The organism is Vulcanococcus limneticus LL, from assembly GCF_943369875.1.
GTDB classification, from domain to species: Bacteria; Cyanobacteriota; Cyanobacteriia; order PCC-6307; family Cyanobiaceae; genus Vulcanococcus; species Vulcanococcus limneticus_A.
The window spans coordinates 111,199-127,138 of the sequence record NZ_CALROT020000007.1 but is presented as its reverse complement, the minus strand read 5'-3'; the positions used below and the strand labels follow the sequence as shown (position 1 = coordinate 127,138).

16 protein-coding genes and 1 pseudogene are annotated in these 15,940 nt (G+C 67.1%); 6 read left to right on the top strand and 11 right to left on the bottom strand.

The window, feature by feature from the left end:
* Nucleotides 1–65: 65 nt before the first annotated feature.
* From ACLV7J_RS09670 to ACLV7J_RS09640, 7 genes are all read right to left on the bottom strand, one after another.
* Nucleotides 66–1,307, bottom strand: coding sequence for an IS256 family transposase (locus ACLV7J_RS09670; protein ID WP_411868896.1), 1,242 nt, complete (start codon nt 1,305–1,307; stop codon nt 66–68).
* Between the two features lie 170 nt (nt 1,308–1,477).
* Complete coding sequence (locus ACLV7J_RS09665) at nt 1,478–1,753, bottom strand: DUF1651 domain-containing protein (RefSeq protein ID WP_411868895.1); 276 nt, start codon at nt 1,751–1,753, stop codon at nt 1,478–1,480.
* 542 nt (nt 1,754–2,295) lie between these two features.
* Nucleotides 2,296–2,598: a HigA family addiction module antitoxin gene (locus tag ACLV7J_RS09660; RefSeq protein ID WP_411868894.1), complete on the bottom strand. Its 303-nt coding sequence runs from the start codon at nt 2,596–2,598 to the stop codon at nt 2,296–2,298.
* Entirely contained in the window at nt 2,598–2,822 is a 225-nt protein-coding gene (locus ACLV7J_RS09655; RefSeq protein WP_411868893.1) for a type II toxin-antitoxin system RelE/ParE family toxin, read from the bottom strand. The genes ACLV7J_RS09660 and ACLV7J_RS09655 overlap by 1 nt, the downstream gene beginning before the upstream one ends.
* 244 nt (nt 2,823–3,066) lie before the next feature.
* Entirely contained in the window at nt 3,067–3,531 is a 465-nt protein-coding gene (locus ACLV7J_RS09650) for a hypothetical protein (protein WP_411868892.1), read from the bottom strand.
* A 112-nt stretch (nt 3,532–3,643) separates the two neighbouring features.
* Nucleotides 3,644–3,772, bottom strand: a complete 129-nt coding sequence (locus ACLV7J_RS09645; protein ID WP_411868891.1) for a hypothetical protein — start codon at nt 3,770–3,772, stop codon at nt 3,644–3,646.
* 296 nt (nt 3,773–4,068) lie between these two features.
* Nucleotides 4,069–5,205 (bottom strand): hypothetical protein, encoded by a 1,137-nt coding sequence (locus tag ACLV7J_RS09640; RefSeq protein ID WP_411868890.1) that lies wholly within the window; start codon nt 5,203–5,205, stop codon nt 4,069–4,071.
* Nucleotides 5,206–5,628: 423 nt separating this feature from the next.
* On the opposite strand from ACLV7J_RS09640, the gene ACLV7J_RS09635 reads away from it, so the two are divergent.
* Both ACLV7J_RS09635 and ACLV7J_RS09630 read left to right on the top strand, forming a co-directional pair.
* Nucleotides 5,629–6,528: a hypothetical protein gene (locus ACLV7J_RS09635; protein ID WP_411868889.1), complete on the top strand. Its 900-nt coding sequence runs from the start codon at nt 5,629–5,631 to the stop codon at nt 6,526–6,528.
* 591 nt (nt 6,529–7,119) lie between these two features.
* Nucleotides 7,120–7,680 (top strand): hypothetical protein, encoded by a 561-nt coding sequence (locus tag ACLV7J_RS09630; RefSeq protein ID WP_411868888.1) that lies wholly within the window; start codon nt 7,120–7,122, stop codon nt 7,678–7,680.
* Between the two features lie 155 nt (nt 7,681–7,835).
* On the opposite strand, the gene ACLV7J_RS09625 is transcribed toward ACLV7J_RS09630, so the two are convergent.
* Nucleotides 7,836–8,249 (bottom strand): sigma factor, encoded by a 414-nt coding sequence (locus tag ACLV7J_RS09625; RefSeq protein ID WP_411868887.1) that lies wholly within the window; start codon nt 8,247–8,249, stop codon nt 7,836–7,838.
* Nucleotides 8,250–8,277: 28 nt separating this feature from the next.
* Nucleotides 8,278–8,553 carry a hypothetical protein gene (locus tag ACLV7J_RS09620; protein ID WP_411868886.1) on the bottom strand — a complete coding sequence of 92 codons (276 nt, stop codon included), beginning with the start codon at nt 8,551–8,553 and terminating at the stop codon, nt 8,278–8,280.
* A 252-nt stretch (nt 8,554–8,805) separates the two neighbouring features.
* Between ACLV7J_RS09620 and ACLV7J_RS09615 the strand changes: the two genes are divergently transcribed.
* A complete protein-coding gene (locus ACLV7J_RS09615) occupies nt 8,806–9,303 on the top strand; it encodes a hypothetical protein (RefSeq protein ID WP_411868885.1) in 498 nt (165 codons plus the stop codon).
* Between the two features lie 31 nt (nt 9,304–9,334).
* Here ACLV7J_RS09615 and ACLV7J_RS09610 read toward each other — a convergent pair.
* Both ACLV7J_RS09610 and ACLV7J_RS09605 read right to left on the bottom strand, forming a co-directional pair.
* Nucleotides 9,335–9,580 (bottom strand): annotated as a pseudogene (locus ACLV7J_RS09610) (LuxR C-terminal-related transcriptional regulator); the annotation flags it as partial.
* 635 nt (nt 9,581–10,215) lie between these two features.
* Nucleotides 10,216–11,148, bottom strand: coding sequence for a sigma-70 family RNA polymerase sigma factor (locus ACLV7J_RS09605; RefSeq protein WP_411868884.1), 933 nt, complete (start codon nt 11,146–11,148; stop codon nt 10,216–10,218).
* A gap of 483 nt (nt 11,149–11,631) precedes the next feature.
* Between ACLV7J_RS09605 and ACLV7J_RS09600 the strand changes: the two genes are divergently transcribed.
* From ACLV7J_RS09600 to ACLV7J_RS09590, 3 genes are all read left to right on the top strand, one after another.
* Entirely contained in the window at nt 11,632–12,597 is a 966-nt protein-coding gene (locus tag ACLV7J_RS09600) for a hypothetical protein (protein WP_411868883.1), read from the top strand.
* Nucleotides 12,598–12,686: 89 nt separating this feature from the next.
* Complete coding sequence (locus ACLV7J_RS09595) at nt 12,687–14,318, top strand: DnaB-like helicase C-terminal domain-containing protein (protein WP_411868882.1); 1,632 nt, start codon at nt 12,687–12,689, stop codon at nt 14,316–14,318.
* Nucleotides 14,315–15,931: a DNA primase gene (locus tag ACLV7J_RS09590; protein WP_411868881.1), complete on the top strand. Its 1,617-nt coding sequence runs from the start codon at nt 14,315–14,317 to the stop codon at nt 15,929–15,931. Before ACLV7J_RS09595 ends, ACLV7J_RS09590 begins: the two co-directional genes overlap by 4 nt.
* Nucleotides 15,932–15,940 lie beyond the last annotated feature (9 nt).

The following is a 15,940-nucleotide window of genomic DNA, read 5'->3' as shown; positions in this document are numbered from 1 at the left end:
GTACGGGTTGCGTCCCTTGGAGTGGTGTAAAAGCCGAGGCCTGTGATCTGGTCGGAGATCAGTGATCAGGCAGCTGCTCCAAGTGCAGCTGTTGGTTGATCTTGGAGCTGATCGCTGCTCTTGTCCAGCTTGGCCATCGAGAGTTCAGAGAAGACGCGGCGGCCATCGAGCTGCCATTCCTCCTGCTGCTCCAGCAGCAGCGCACCCACCAGGCGGATGATCGCGGCGTCGTTGGGAAAGATGCCGACAACGCGGGTGCGGCGTTTGATCTCCTTGTTCAGCCTCTCCAGTGGGTTGGTGCTCCAGATCTTGCGCCAGTGCTCTGGCGGGAAGGCCCGGAAGGCGAGAACGTCCTCCCTGGCCTGCTCCATCAGTGCTGCAGCGGCTGGGAATTTCTCCGTGAGCATCGTGATCACCTGATTCCACTGCTGCTCCACGGCCTGGGCCTCGGCCTGCACGAACACCGATCGCAGGGCGGCGGCCACCATGTCCTGGCTGCCTTTCGGCACCTTGGCCAGGAGGTTCCTGGCGAAATGGACGCGGCAGCGCTGCCAGGTCGTGCCCTGGCAGCAGCGCGCAATGGCTTTCTTGAGGCCGGCGTGGGCGTCGCTGATCACGAGCTGCACACCCGAGAGCCCGCGCTCGCGCAGGCGCCGCAGGAAGGCGGTCCAGAACGCCTCGTCCTCACTGTCGCCCACCTCGATCCCCAGCACCTCGCGCTGGCCCGTGGCGGTGATGCCGACCGCCACGATCACGGCTCTGGAGATCACCTGCTTGCGGGCCGGATCACGGCCGTGGAGGTACGTCGCATCGAGGTAGACGTAGGGGTAGCAGCTGAACTCCAGCGGCCGGTTCAGGAAGGCCTGCACCTGGGTGTCGAGGCCCTGCCAGATGCGGCTGACCTCCGATTTGGAGATGCCGCTCTCGCAGCCCAGAGCGGAGACGAGCTCGTCGACCTTGCGGGTGGAGACGCCGGAGACGTAGGCCTCCATCACCACCGCCCACAGGGCCCGGTCCACCCGCCGGCGGGGCTCCAGCAGCGAGGGGAAGAAGCTGCCGGTGCGGAAGCGTGGGATGCGCAGCTGGATGTCGCCGGCTGGCGTAGCCAGCAGGCGATCACGGCTGCCATTGCGGTGGCCCCTGCGCTCAGCTGTGCGCTGGTGGCGGTCAGCACCAAGAGCGGCGGCGGCTTCAGCCTCGATCAGGGCCTGCAGCCCTTGCCGCACCAGTTCGGGGATCAGTTCACCGGCGGTGCCGCTGCCAAGCAGCTGCGCCAGCTCAGTGGCGGCAGAATCAGAGATGGGCATGGTCTGGTCTCAGGAAGGTGGTAGTGCTCCGACCAGAGTCACAGACCAGCCCACCCATTCCCCCGCAGGGGCTCTGAGTAACGCACCGTCAGCACCGGCTACGCCGGTGCTGAGCCCAGGGTTTTACACCACTTGGCGGGACGCCCCCTCAGTACGGCAAGCCGTCGGGTTCACCACTGCGGCCCGCAGGGCTGCCAACCCTCCCCGCGTTTCTCAGTCCAGAGCCTGAGCGCCTCCTCGCGGCTCAGCTCCCAGCGGCGCTTGAGCAGCGGCACCGCCTGATCTGGCAGCAGTTCGCCGCTGGTCACCTCCAGCCGCTGGCTCCAGCGGTCCCAGTGGGTCGGGCGGAAGTGGAGCACGCGGCGACCATCGCTCAGCCAGCCCCCTTTTGGCGAGAGGGGCGGCCGCCTGCTGGCCCCAGCGGCCTTCCCCCTGGCGCTGGTCATGCCCCTTCCGGCGCCCAGCCCTTCCGCCGCACCATGTCGTCGGTCCAGCCCTGGCAGCGGCGGGTGAGGTGCTCGCCGTGGGCGATCAGGCCGTGGTGCAGCCGGCAGGTGAGCAACGGGATGCAGCTGGCTGCGGCATGGTGGCGGAACCAGTGGCAGGTGAGGCAGACCTAGCGGCTGCGGCTGGGCTTTAGCACGGCCTGATCGAGGTAGGGGCAGGGCTCGGCGGAGAGGGGGAGCGGGAGGGTCACCACGACAGCAGCAGGCGTACGTCTGTACTGCCAGGGAATGGCTTGCAGTGCAGCCCCAGTTGCTGCGCTGACCTGCTCTGCCGCGCAGCACGGCAAAAATGGGAGCCCACGGCCCTGCTGGGTCCACCGCTCCCCGCTGGTGGATGTAGGGGAGCGCGACTTGTAGCGGAACCCCGATCTTACCCAAGCGCTGGGCATCAGCCCTGCCACTGCCGTTGCGATCAGCCATGGGAGACGTTGATGGCCGACCTGCTGGTGTGCGGGATGGATGCGTCTGGGCAGTCAGGACGGTCAGCAGCTCACAAGGGGCTGGATCCGCTCAATCTCCTCGGCCAGCTCAGCGCTGGCCACCTCGGTGTCATGGGCAGCCTGGGCCCGCAGCCAATACCCAGGACTCAGGCCAAAGAAACGGCAGAGACGCAGGTCTGTATCGGCGCTGATGGCCCGTTGGCCCGTCACGATTTCGCTAATCCGAGACGCAGGCACAGCAATGGCCTTGGCCAGGCGGTACTGGCTGACACCAAGCGGCTGTAGAAACTCCGCCTCGAGCAATTCCCCAGGAGTGATCGGTGTGAGGCGTTCCATTGGATCCATCAGTGGTAATCAACGATTTCGACGTGCTCAGGGCCTGCATCAGACCAGATGAAGCACAGGCGGAACTGGTCGTTAATGCGGATGCTGTGCTGCCCTGAGCGATCACCCCGCAGAGCTTCCAGCCGGTTGCCGGGAGGGATCCGCAGATCGTCTAGGCGGCCGGCGATCTCAAGCTGCCTGAGCTTGCGGCGGGCCACCCGCTCGAAAGCCTGAAACTGGGGCACAGGCCATCCCTGGTGCAGTCGCTCGGTGTCGGGACATCGGAACGATCGGATCATCCCTCCACCATAGTTCTGCCTGGCAGAATGGTCTGGGCTGTTGGGTGGCCTGCGCGCCCTGGCCCCGGGCTGTACTCCAGAGGCTCGCAGAACGCGTTCGGATCTCCTCGTCAGGAGCCTGGCCGGTGGCCATGACAAAGCCCCAGGCGCAGGCCCGGGGCTGGTGGGAGCCATGCAGCGCTGCGGCAGGTCAATCCTTGACGCTCCTCACCTCCCAGAAGGCGGCTCCCAGGCTGTAGCTGGCGTCGCCACTCTGCTGTTCGTAGACCTGGCGTGCCTTGAGCTGGCATTCGAGTTCCTTGCAGCTGAGGCTGTAGCGCCACTGCCTGCGGCCGGGGCGGCGAACCAGCAGGGTCTGGGGGGCGATGCGGTAGCCGTTGCCGTCCTTGCCGGCGGGGAGCTGCTGCTGCAGGTCGCCGCGCAGGTGGGCCAGGCGCAGGTGGTCGTGGAGCTGCTTCTGCTCCTCGGCCAGGGCCTCCTGCTCCTGTTTCAGCGAGAGCAGACGGGTGATGGCTCTGGCGATTGCCTCAGGGGAGAAGCGGGGATCGATCACCTCGGCGCTGGCGGGGAGGACGCCCAGGCCGGCGAGCAGGAGTACCGCTTCCGGGGAACCCGGGACCGGCTCGCTGCCGGCCACGTGTGCGTTGCTGGGCACGACACCGGTGGGAACTGCACTGACGGGGACCGCCGTGGCAGCACTGGAGAGGGTGGTCGTCATGGTCATGGCGTGTGGGTATGGATGGACAGGGCTTGGCTCGAGGGGCGCGTCAGGGGTTGAGGGCCTGCAGCTGGCTGAGGGCCTCCAGCAGTTCGCCGCGGCGCAGCAGTTCGATCGGGGCCGGCAGGGAGGCGCGATCGATCGGGTAGCTGCGCAGCAGCGCGCGTAGCTCCACCACCGAGAGCTCATCCCAGGCGGGATCCAGCCGGTGGCCAGCGCTGGGACTGACGCCGACTCCAGGGGGGTGACCGGGACCGGAGGCCGGTTGTAGCGGCTGCGGCTGACACCAGGCCTCAGGCGTCGGAACCGCCCCAGAGGCCGTAGTCAGCTGAGCCGTGAGCTGCGCCATCAGCTCCGCCAGGCCGCCGATGGCGCTGAGCAGTGCTGCCTGCAGTTCTATCGCCGAGGTGGGACTGCCGCCCTGGGCGCCTGCACGACCAGGGGCGGCGCAGCAGCACCGTTGGTTGTCCCGCATCAGACCACCACCTGAAAAACGACCGAGGGGTTGTGGAGCTTGCGCTCGCTCTTGGGGCAGTAGGCCTCCCACTCCGCCGCAAACGGGTAGGGGTTGATGCCGGTGGTGTCCTGCAGATCCACCTTCATGCCATCGATGCCGCTGGCGGTGACGATGTGGACGTTCTGGGCGGCCTTGCTGCAGAAGTTCAGGCCGGCCTCCGCGTAGGCGTTGCTGCCCACCAGCGAGGCATTGCGGGCGTGGTAGTCACCGATCGCGGTGGCGTGCAGGTGCCCGAAGAGCGTGTAGTCCACCGTGATCCCCTGGGCGGCGTACTTGCCGGCGATCTCCTGCACCGACTTCTGGAGGTTCGACCCGATCTGGTGGCCGTGCAGGCACAGGAAGGTGCGGCCCAGCACCTCGAAGAGCAGCTCATTGGCGCGGAAGCCGCAGAAGCTGATGCCACTGCTTCCCGCGAAGCCGCGCCGCAGGATCTCGTAGATCATCAGGTCGTAGCTGTCGGTGGCCAGCGCATCGCTCCAGCCCAGCTCGCGGTTCACCCGGCTCTCGTTGCCGGTGATCCCGTAGACCTCCACCGCCAGCTCGGAGCGCAGATCCAGCAGAAAGGCCCGCAGGATGTCGACCGCCAGCAGGGTGGCCTTCGAGCGGTTGGTGGCGTTGCTGAGCAACTCATCGAGGCGGCGGTCGCTGTTGAGGAAATCCCCCAGACAGGCCACCACCACCTTGCGGGCTCCGAAGCAGCGGCCCAGCTGCCTGACGCGGGCGGCGAGCTTGGCCAGCCGCGCCGCCGCCACGGAGAAGTCGTAGCGGTTGGAGGGCAGCTCGACCCGCTCGTTGAAGTGCAGATCGCTGAGCTGCACGATCAGCACCGCCTCACCGCCCTCGGGGATCGGGTTGAGCGTCACACCGCTGGTGAAGCCGCGCTGATCCAGCAGGGCACTGAGCTCACGGGTGTAGGCACCGACGGCGTTCTCGAGGCGGGCGTGCTCGCGGAAGGCCTTGCGCTCGATCCGGTTGGTGTCGGCCAGCGCCTGGCGACTCTTGGCCAGACGCACGTTGAACTGCAACAGCTCGCGGTCGGGGTTGCCGTCGCGGCTGCCGTTGTCGCCACTGGGGCGACGTTGCGCACATCCCATGGACACTCGCAGGGGAGGAAGGCTACCGGCGGTGGGTGAATGGCAGGATCCCTGTGTGAGTAGGGGTGGATGGAGCCTCAGCGCACAGCTGGTGGTGGGATCCATGGCCAGCGATTGCCTGGAGAGACTTTCTGCCTACAAGGAGCGCATCACCTACCCCACTTGGCGGCCTATCTCTTTGTGTCACAGGCAACCTGTGGATAGCGGACCCGTGAACCAGCGCTACCCTTGGTGGGTTTGAGTCGGGACGCCTTGTGCTGCAGTCGTCTGGCGAGTTTCTGCCCAGTCAAGGCGCTGTGGATCGAAAAGGTGAGGCCTGATCGTGGTTGTTCACGGAAACCATCCAATAGGCATTAGGCCCCAATGGAACCACCTGAGCTTGTCGAACGCTTCTGCGCTTACTGTGCCCGCAGCCTGGTGCCCTTGCAGACCCCACATCTATCAAGCGACTGTGCTGAGTGCAGCCGCACGGCCTACTACGTCCGGCATGACCCTGAGACTGACGGAATCAAACTAGAAGCGGGCGAGCGCTTCACGATTCCAGCCGGCTTCATCCAGCTGTCGCTGGAGCCAAGTGGACGCGGAAAACTATTCAGGCCGGGCGTTCCGTTCTTGTTGAAGCAGTTCTTCCTCAACCAACATCCGAAGTCCAAGGAGGAGGTCGAGGACCTTCTAAAGTCACTTGAAGCGGAGGCGGATGCGATTCTGAAGGCTTCGCCCCTGCTCAAGGATCTGGATCTTGAGAAGGACTCAGATGCGCAAACGGGTTGGGTCCGCATACGCGACAAAACGGATTCTCGGGAATTCCACGCGGCGTCGCTCGGCTCCTTCGCCAAGGTCTTGGAAACGGCCTTAGAGACCAATGACACCCAGCTAGCCGCGTGGGCTGCCTACATGGCAGGCACCTGTCGCGGTCTCACGATCGTCACTGAGCCGCTGTTCGAGCAGACGCTTTGGCGCGGATACCTAGCGAACGATGTTGTGTACGAGGCGATCTCCGCGGCATCACGGACACCGGCTGAAGCCGAGGCGATGAAGAAGCTGGCCCCACTGTTCCAGAGGCTTGACGAAATGACTCTGCACGCCTGGGTAGAATGTAAGCTACCCATCGGTCCGAGGATTGGGGTAAAGAACCTTCCTGAAGAGCTATTGTCCGCACTTGCGAAATGGCATCTGTCGTCGTTTCATCGACAGCGCGAGGATGCCCTTCGGGCGAAGGCGGATAGCCGCGCGACGTCGGAAATGCGACTCAAGTGGTTGAGCTTCGGGCTCGCGATTCCAACAGTCATAATTGCAGTACTCAAATACGCCGGTGGAGGATGAGGTCTAATCCCTCGCTCAATCTGACCCGCTACTGCAGGCTTTGTAAGCCCGGCATCTGGCACTTGGTGCATTATCACAAGTCGGGCGTACAAATCCTGCCTTTGCGGGCAGGTTGCCTCGAGTGTTCGGAGTTGGTCTCAGGAGTGTAGGCCCAAGAGCTCGTCTGATCTATGGTATGTTGACGCTATTGGCTCGTGTCCTGCCTATTCATCGGCGGGGTATGGTCTGCTCGTTACCGCTTTCAAGCTTGAGGGCACCTCAAAAATGCCGGTTTACCCAAGAGCCACCGATTGAGACTCATGTCCTAGCCGGCCTCGCCCTTGGGCAATGGTCGCGGCAAGGTCGATTTTTCGAGGTGCCCTTTAGCCCATGGCGCAGAAGTGCCCACAATGCAATGGCAGGTCGGTGCGATTCGACCGAAGCCTTGGTGGCAGGGCTGTGTGCGCTGTCTGCGGAGCGCCGATGACCGATGGGAAGCAGAAGATACGCACGCGCCAAGCGAGTTCTTCGAGTCCTATCTCGCGCAGATGGACTCAACCACCTTCTGTCAGGACCGTAATTGCATGGCTCATGCCAGCCGGCTTGGTTGGCGTGTATCTCTTTCTCATGGCCAATCCAAGGGCTGTGTCTCATTGGCTTGCTCCGTATAGTCCATCGGGCAGGGGTGCTTGGTGGATTAAGGCACCTGCTGATATTGAGCTTCTAATCGGGCAGGCTCAAAAGAATGATTTGCAACCCGTTGAGCAATCGGTTCATGCCGTGACCCGTGAGCTGATTGCGCGACTGCAGGGGAAAGGGGTGCGCCTTCTAGTCAGTGAAAAGGTCATGGATCACGCGGGTGGAGAATGGGACCCAGGTCTGGCCGAAATCAGGATCCGTCCATCGACCGTTTCCATGGGTTCTCGGGTTTTGGCGGAAGCACTGGCTCACGAAGCAGCCCATGTGGCTCAGTCCTGTCGCGCCGGTGGGCTGGGACGGAACAGCGAGCCCATGGGGATTCCGGTTAATGCCGCTGAAGTCTTTAAACATCAACTCGACTCGCCTCTGTACAAGGGCCCTCCTTCTAGTAAGGCGATTGAGTTGGAGGCTTTTTCGGTGGGAGTCAATCCCCCTTGGGCTGTCAAGCTACTCGACCATTTCTGCAAGGGCTGAGGAGTCGGGTTCCTGGCTTGATGGCTTTCTTGAGGCCGGATTCGTGGGTTAGAGGATGTAACGCTACAGCTTCGTTCTCCACCTGCTTCCCCCTGCACCTAAGTCTGAGGGCTATGGGTTCTTCCCCCTTGGCCATCTCTTTCTGCCAACCTTCTTCACTCCCCCTGAGCCTCTTCCAACGGCACCGGCCGTTGCCCGCAGGCGCGTCTGCAGTCCAGCCATACCTCTTCTGACACCCCCAGGTGTTGGGCAATCTCGGCATCGCTCAGTCCCAGGGCCAGGGGCCTGCGTGCCTTGACCCAAAGCTCGCGCAGACGGTGGCTGATGCGCAGCAGATAGCCGGTGTCGCGCAGGTGGTGCAGCAGCTCGCCATTCACCTTGGGCACCAGGTAGCTGGAGGGGCGATGGCCAAGGCTGGGATCAAAGCCAATGGCGCCCTTGCAGAGGCCCTCATAGGCCGGGCCGAGCAGGTCATCGAAGCCCAGCTGCCAGCGTTGGGCAAAGCGCCGGGCCTGCCGTTGGGCCAGGCCCAGGTGCTCGCAGGCAAAGGACCGCTGGGCGCTGGTCATCGGCTGGCGTGGGCGCGCTGGCATCCGTTCAGTTCAGGGGCGGGAGGCTACCCAGGGCGCCCAAATGGTCTGCAGGGGCTGGGATGCCCTGAGCGGCGAGTGCGGCGTTCGGCTGCACCGCGGTGCTCAGCAGCGCCCGCAGCGGTGTGGGCTGAACCAGCTGCACGGCCAGGGCGAGCAGCCCCCCGCTGAGCAGCCCGGCGCGGCAGACCTGCCGCAGCGATCGGCTGCTTCTGCGGGCTGCTGGGACGTTGCTGCTGCTGCTGACAGTCACGGCCACGGCGGTGGTGATGGCGGAGGGCATGGCGGTTCACAGCGGGATGCCAAAGGGTTCCGCGGGGCGGCAGCGGAAGCCTTTCGGAACTTGCGGCGGTAGGTGGCGTCACCGCCGCCGCCGACATCCGTTCCCGCGCCATATGGCCGCTCGCCAGTCCTGGTGGGTTGCCCACAGCTGTGGGCAGGCGTGATCACCCCTGCGGCCGCCGCGCTCCACAGCCGTGGGCGGTGGCTGCAGGGGCGCCATGGCGACAACGGAGGAGTCAACGGCCCTGTTCCCATGACCGTCACCTCCATCCACCGCATCGCCGACTCCATCGACTGGAGCAGCGACACCCTGCCCCGCAATCTGTTGCTCACCCACCACCACAGCGAGGCGATGCAAAACGCCTGTGAGCGCGGTTTCTGGATGCCCCTGGCCCTCACCGCTGAGCAGACCCGCGATCTCTCCTTTCTGGTGGCCGTCAGCCCTGGCAGCGAGGCGATCAGCGCCATCGCCGAGATCACCAGCCTCGAGCCCTGGCGCGAGGGCGATGGCATCGAGCGCTGGCTGCCGTTCCTGGGTGAGCTGGTGCCCCTGCGGCGGCCCGTGCCCCTGGGGGATCGCGACCTGCTGGCGGGCTGGCTGCCGCGCAGCCGGGAGCAGCTGCAGCTGCTCAGCCTCGGCGCCCTGCTCCAGGCCAGGAGCCTGAGCGATCTGCTGTGCGGATCCGCGGCCTGTTGCCCTCTGCCCCCAGCTGCAGCGGCCTTGGATGGCTGTGCAGATCTGGCGGCCTGATCAGGCCATGGGCCAGGCTCCAGACGATCAGACCGCGTTGGTCCCGCACTCCCACCTTGCGGTAGAGGTTGCTGAGGTAACGGCGCACAGTGTCGTCACGGAGCTGCTGCAGGGAGGCGATCTCGCGGCTGTTGTGGCCGCGGGCCACGGCGACGATCAGCTGCCGCTCACGGCGGCTCAGCTCCAGCTCCTGGCCATCGGCGCCCTGCAGGGCCAGGGGCTGCTGCAGCCGCTGGCGGAATGCCGGATCCAGGCAGCTCTGGCCCCGGAGCACCATCAGCAGGGCATGGAGCATCTGCCCTCGGCCGCAGGCCTGCAGGCAGCAGAGGGCATCGGCGCCGCTGCTCCAGATCTCCTGCAGACGCGCGGTGGCGATGGTGTCGGGGAGAACGACGAGAAAGCGGCAGCGCTCTGGTCCCAGGGCGCTGCGCAGCTGGCCGATCAGCTCATCGGCGCCGCCATCGGCGCAGCCATCGCTGCAGATCACCAGCAGGGGCCCTTGATCGGGCTGCAGTCGCGTCAGCAATTCGCCGACACTGCCGGCCACCAGGCTGCAGCAGTCGAGGACCAGAGCGGTGGAGGTCTTGAGCAGCAGATCCTCGCTGCAGATCGCCACGGTCCAGCCCTCGGCGGCCGTGGCGATGTCAGTCAGCAGGTGCCGCGTCGAGGCGCGCAGGGCCGCGGGATCCAAGGCCGGAGTCAGGGGATGAATGGAGCGGCCCCAACCGCCACGACCGGCAGGCCCATCTCCGCAGCGTGTCCAGAGCCGAACTACAGGCCAGGCTGTTGATAGGTCTTGTAACAACAGCCAAGCCCCGGGGATCTTGCGGCGCTGCTCTACCTCCAGGACGTTCCGTCAGCTACCTCCAGGGCCCCCTGGCGTTATGTCCAGGGGGCGCGGGATTCGGGCTTTCAGTGCCCGGCGGTTTTCAGCAGCGCGTGGGCTGTGGCGCGCATCCGGGCCAGGGCCCGCTCCTCCACCGAATTCAGAGCCTCAGCCGTCAACCCGAGGGAGCGGCGCAGCTGGGCCTTGCTCAGCGCTGGCTCCCGCAGGTACAGGCCGCGGATCACCTCCAGCTCCTGGGGATCAAGACCCTCCAGCAGCTGCGGCAACACAGTCAGCTGGGGATCGTCCTCCTCATGGGCCTCTTCCGCCAGTCGTAGCGAGGCCTGCTCCAGCCGCTGGGTGCGCTTGCTGGAGTGGCTGTCCTCACCATCGGCGCTGAACGCCTCCAGCGAGCCGGTGCGGGTGAGCTGCCACTGCTGAAGCAAGGCGGCCAGGCCCTTGGCGCTCATGGTCTTGCCGTGGCGGTGGCACTGAGCCGCAAGCCAGGCCAGCGACGGCGGCCTGCCAGTAGCGGCCTCATGGCTCTGACTGAGGCGCTGCACCTTGAGCACCAGGGCGGCCTTCTCAGCGGGGAAGCGGATCGCACGCTTGCCGCGCTGCTCGATTTCGGCAAAGCCGCGCCGCACCCAGAAGGTGGCGTAGGTGGAAAAGCGGTAGCCGCGGGCGGGGTCGTACTTCTCGGCGGCACGGAGCAGATTCAGGGCGCCTTCCTGCAGGGCATCGGCGGTGGCCTCATCGCTGGCGGGCAGGCTGTGGCGATGGCGGCCCCAGGTGTGGGAGACCAGGCGCAGGTTGTGGCTCACCAGTCGGTCGCGGGCGCGCAGGGCACTGCGCCGCACGGCGGCCGGCGCCTTGGCGGGGCCCTCGGGATGGTGCTGCCAGCGCTGGATGCGTCGCGAGAGTTCGAGCACGGTGCGCTCGGCGAGGGGGGTGTGGCGGTTGCTGGCGCTCAGCCAGGCGCAGACCGAGGCGGCTGGGGTGGCGTGGGTCAGGGGCATGCAGTGGCGGCGTGGGATCGGGCCAGCGCGGTGGCGGCCGCCAGGAGCATTCCCCGCGATTTCACGGTTGCGTCATCGGACCGGGGCTGCTATTGGAGCGGGCGAGCCATGGGCGTGATGGCAGCACGGGGAACCCCGAGCCATTGGCGATGGAACGGCGCAGCACCACGGCCGTGAGGCTCCCCGTGCCCCGTGTCCGTGGTCTCCCGATCAGCCGCGTGGGGCATCCAGTGCTTCGCCCCTTGGGCCTTGGGAGCTCAGCCGCTGAGGTCTGCGGTGACGCACCGGTGGGGTCGGCCCTGACTCACCGCTGGGGCCTGGGCTGCCCCCCATCTAAATCTCTAAAGAGATCAGAACAGCCAAACCAACAGAACAGCCGGATCGGTGGGCTGGATTGGTGCCGAGACGACCCGTTGGCACTGGAGTTTGCGAGAGTGCCGGTAGCCTCCCGCGTCTCGACAGGAGCAGGTTCTCCTGGTCTGCATGCGCTTCTACGCCGTCCGCACGGAGGCCATCCACCAGACCCACGTGGCGTTGCAGCAGCTGGAGCAGAGCCGCCGCGGCTCGTCCAGTCCCAGCCGGGCGATGCGGGTGGCCCAGCTCTACGGCCATCTGCAGTGCCGCGCCCATGGGAACCAGACGGTGCAGCTGGGTCTGCGGGACCTGGCGGCGGCCTGGCACCTGCAGCCGCGACTGTTGCGCACCGACCTCAGGGACCTGCAGGCCCTGGGCTGGTTGACCTACAGCAGCGGCCCCCAGGGCACGTGGATTCGGCTGCAGAACCCCGGCGGGTGCAGCGGTGTGGTGGCCAACGATCCGGGAACTGACCCTGCTTCCTCTCCCGCTGCAAAGACTCCAGAACGATCCTTCGCGGTGGCTGTCAGCGAGGCGGAGCCGAGCCTGATCGACCAGTTCGCGCAGCTCTACAACCGCCAGCGGCCGTCCAGCTGGCCCGCCTACAGCCCGCGAGGTAGTGCCCTGAGCGCCCGTCTGCGCCGTGCCATCGCCCATGCCGGTGATGCGGAGACGTTCTGGGCGGTGTTGGCTCAGTCCCTTGCAGGCATGCCGGAGTTCTGGCGCCGCACCTACCCCCAGGGCCGCAGCGGTGCTGACTGCGCAGCGGCTCTCTTCAGCGCGGACCGGCAGGCCGCAGGCCTCGGCGTGGAGTTCTGGCATGTCTTCTGCTGGGGTGGGGCCCGGGGTCCCGTTGCTGGCGGAGGTGCAGCAGATAGCGGCCAGGGTTCCGCTGCGGGGCCTGGGCAGAGCGATCTGGAAAGGGCGCAGCGCCTGCTCTATTGGGCCGGCAACCACTGGCGTGGCACGGGCATCGAGGCCAGCAAGCTCGAGCGCAGTGAGAAGCGCCGGCTCGCGGAGCTCCTGGAGGCCGCCGGCGTGGGTTTGGCGGGAGCGGCGGCGGAGCAGTTCAGCAGGCCCGTTCAGACCTACTGACCCCGGATCACCCGCCCGCTCTACCCATTACTCCTGCATTGATCACTCCCTCCAGCCCTGCAGCAGGGCAGACCACAGGCACCCCCGCCATGGTTCCAGGCGGCTTTGATCCCGCCCTGCTGGAGCGCTTCATCAGTGAGGGCCGTCTGCTGGAAACCGCCGCCGGCCTGGTGGCCGCAGCGCTCCCAGCTCCGGCGCCGGATGGCGCCCTGGTGGAGCAGGAGAAGACCCTGCTCGCCGCCGTGCTGGTCGGACCCGGCGATCAGCGCGAACGATGGGGCCGCTTCCGCCGCTCCATCGGCCTGCGCTTTGACGAGCCGGTGCCGGGTTCCCTCTGGAGTGAACCCGGCCTGCGGGCCCTGGCGCTGGAGATCGATGCCCTGTTCCGCGGCCAGCGCGACATCGCCGTGCTCAATGCCCAGGCTCTGCGGGAAGACCTGCAGCAGCGGGCCCTCGACGGCCGCTTCCGCGGCTCACTGCAGCAGATCGAGACGGCACTGGCGGAGCTGATCGCCTGGGGCGCCGATGGCGGGCCCCACCCGGAGCTGGAGTTCAGCCTGGCCTGCCAGTTGTTCCAGAGCGCCAAGGCACGGGCGCTTTTCTACCCCGGCCTCAGGCGTCTGCTGGCGCGCGAGCAGGTGGATGGCGGGATCGATGGCGAACTGGAGAGCTGCCGCGAGCTGCTCAATGAGGCCACCGCGATTACCGCCGGCCGGATGCGCCAGAGCCTGCAGATCTGCAGCCCCGCCGACGCCGCCCGCGAGTGCCTCGCCCTGGCGTCGCTGCCGGCCGAGCAGCGCCCTAGGCCGATCTCCACGGGGATTCCGTCGCTGGACATCGACATGCGCGGCGGGATCCTGCCCGGGACGGGTGAGAGCACCTGGGTGCTGGCGGCCCGCTCCGGTGTGGGCAAGACGACTGTCGCCATCGCGGCGGCGATGGGCATGGCGATCAATGGGGCGTCTGTGCTGGTGCTCTCCTGCGAGCTAAGCCGCCGCGCCATCGGCGCCCGGCTGCTGGCGCACTACTGCCGCCGCGCCACCGGGGCCTTCAGTCCTCGGTTCAGCAGCAACGACCTGGAGGGCCGTGGTGCGGTGATCGAGGGGCGGGATCTGGAGCAGCTGCAGCAGCTCTCGGCCCGGTTCTCGGAGGGCATCGCCCCGGGCGGTGAGCGGATGGGGCGGGTGCTCTACCAGTCGCAGTTCGCTGCCACGGTGGAGCAGCTGGCGGCCCTGGTGGAGGACTGCAAGAGCGCCCACCCCGAACTGGCAGCGGTGGTGCTCGATCACTTCCACGCCATGGGGCCCACGCCCGGCTACGGCAGCAACACCACCGCCGAGCTGGCGGCGCGGGCGACGGCGATCAAGGCCCTGGCCGGCCGCTGTGAGCTGGATGTGTTCGTGGTGGCGCAGCTGAACCGCGGCGCCTACGGCAACACCGCGGGCCCCGATGTCTCGCACCTGGCGGGGACCTCGGAGCTGGAGCGCTATGCCTCGGCGGTGTGGCTGATCGATCGCCCCAGGGCGGAGGAGTTCAGCAAGCCGAGGCCGGGCGTTCTGGAGGTGCACCACGGCAAGTTCCGCCACGGCCAGATGAGCGGTGAGGACGACTGCAGCCGCACGACGATCCGGCTGGACCGGGGCCACTGCTATCTGGAGGCCGATGAGGCGCGGCGGCTGTTTACCGGCTGCGACCTGTATCCCGGCGTGGAGTGCCTGTGAGCAGCGCCGGTGTCCGTCCCACGGCCCTTGTGAAACCGGCGTTGCTGGAGGCCGTGCGCGAGCGGGTTCAGATCGTGGATCTGTTCAACCTTGCCGAATTGCGCAAAGCGGGCCGTGAGTTCCTGGCCCGCTGCCCCTGGCACGACGATCGCCGCCCCTCGCTCACCGTCAGTCCGGCCCGGAACCGGGTGCACTGCTTTGTCTGCGGCCGGGGCACCGATGCGATCGGCTGGCTGCAGGACCGCCAGGGCCTGTCGTTTCAGGAGGCGGTGCTGGAGCTGGCGCAGCGCTGTGGCCTAAGCCCGGCTGCGGAGGATCCGGAGGCGGCGGCGCGGCTGGAGCAGGAGCGACGCCAGCGGTCACGGCTGTCTGCCCAACGCCAGCGCCAGCGGCTGGAGTTCCACCGCCGCCTGGAGCAGCAACTCGTTTCCGGCGGTCCGGGGGCTGACTATCTGCAGGCCCGCGGCCTGAGCCCGGAGACCGCCCGGCGCTGGCAGCTGGGTGTTGCCGCCGGTCGCCTGGTGATTCCCCTCAACGATCCAGCCGGGCAATGCGTGGGCTTCTGCGGCCGGGCCATCGGCGCCCAGCAGCCCAAGTACCGCAACAGCGCGGCGGATCTGCTGTTCCAGCGCAATGGAGTGGTCTTTGGCCTGGATCGGGCTGCGGAGACGATCCGGCGCGAGGGTGTCGCTCTGCTGGTGGAGGGGCCGCTGGATGTGATCCAGCTGCACCAGGCCGGGTTTCAGCAGGCGGTGGCCTGTCTGGGCACGAGCGTGTCGCCGCTGCAGCTGCAGCTCCTGCGCCGCCATGGGGTGAGGCAGCTGCTGATCGCCTTTGACGGGGATGGCGCCGGCAGAGCCGCCACGGCGCGGCTGATCGAGCAGTTGCAGCCCCAGCTGCTCAGCGGAGAGCTCACCGCTGCGGTGCTGTCGATGCCCGAGGGGCAGGACGCCGATGGGATGTTGCGCAGTCAGGGACCCGCCGCACTGCAGGGCCTGATCGCGACAGCGGAGCACTGGCTGGAGTGGCGGCTGGGGCGGTTGCTGCAGCCCCTCAACGGGCCGCAGATCGCCAGTGGTGGCCTCCCTCTGGAGCTGCTGCAGAAGATCGAGCGTGAGGGGCTGGCGTTCCTGCAGACCCTGCCCGATGGGGTGCTCCGCCGCACGGCGCAGCAGCGGCTGGAGCACGCTCTGGCCCAGAGTGCGGGTTGTCTGGAGCAGCGGGGCCTTGCGGGAGGGCAGCCGCCAGCGGCTTTGCCGTTCGGGGCTCTGCCTCTGCCACCGGCGACCACGGCCCGGCAACGGGCAGAGCGGCGGGTTCTGCGCCTGTTCATCCATGCGCCCGAGTGCCGCGATCCGCTGCTTGCGTTGCCGATCGCCGATCCCGCCTGCCGCGCGGGGCTGGACTGGGCCAGCAACCTGGCTGTGGCTGTCGCCGACGACCAGTTACCTGCGGCGCTGCTGCAGGTGGCAGCGCATCTGTCGGGTCTCACCGGAGCCCAGCTACGCCAGGCGGCCGCCCCGGGGGATGAGGTGCTGCAGCTGCTGCTGCGGAATCCGCAGGCCGAGCTGCAGGCGCTGCTGGATGCGCTGGAGCCGCTGCCTCGGGGGTGAGGACCGGCC

Coding starts and splice junctions, on each gene's coding strand:
- ACLV7J_RS09670 (WP_411868896.1), bottom strand. CDS start 1,307: ATGCCCATCTCTGATTCTGCCGCCACTGAGCTGGCGCAGCTGCTTGGC.
- ACLV7J_RS09665 (WP_411868895.1), bottom strand. CDS start 1,753: ATGACCAGCGCCAGGGGGAAGGCCGCTGGGGCCAGCAGGCGGCCGCCC.
- ACLV7J_RS09660 (WP_411868894.1), bottom strand. CDS start 2,598: ATGGATCCAATGGAACGCCTCACACCGATCACTCCTGGGGAATTGCTC.
- ACLV7J_RS09640 (WP_411868890.1), bottom strand. CDS start 5,205: ATGGGATGTGCGCAACGTCGCCCCAGTGGCGACAACGGCAGCCGCGAC.
- ACLV7J_RS09625 (WP_411868887.1), bottom strand. CDS start 8,249: ATGACCAGCGCCCAGCGGTCCTTTGCCTGCGAGCACCTGGGCCTGGCC.
- ACLV7J_RS09620 (WP_411868886.1), bottom strand. CDS start 8,553: ATGCCCTCCGCCATCACCACCGCCGTGGCCGTGACTGTCAGCAGCAGC.
- ACLV7J_RS09615 (WP_411868885.1), top strand. CDS start 8,806: ATGACCGTCACCTCCATCCACCGCATCGCCGACTCCATCGACTGGAGC.
- ACLV7J_RS09605 (WP_411868884.1), bottom strand. CDS start 11,148: ATGCCCCTGACCCACGCCACCCCAGCCGCCTCGGTCTGCGCCTGGCTG.
- ACLV7J_RS09600 (WP_411868883.1), top strand. CDS start 11,632: ATGCGCTTCTACGCCGTCCGCACGGAGGCCATCCACCAGACCCACGTG.
- ACLV7J_RS09595 (WP_411868882.1), top strand. CDS start 12,687: ATGGTTCCAGGCGGCTTTGATCCCGCCCTGCTGGAGCGCTTCATCAGT.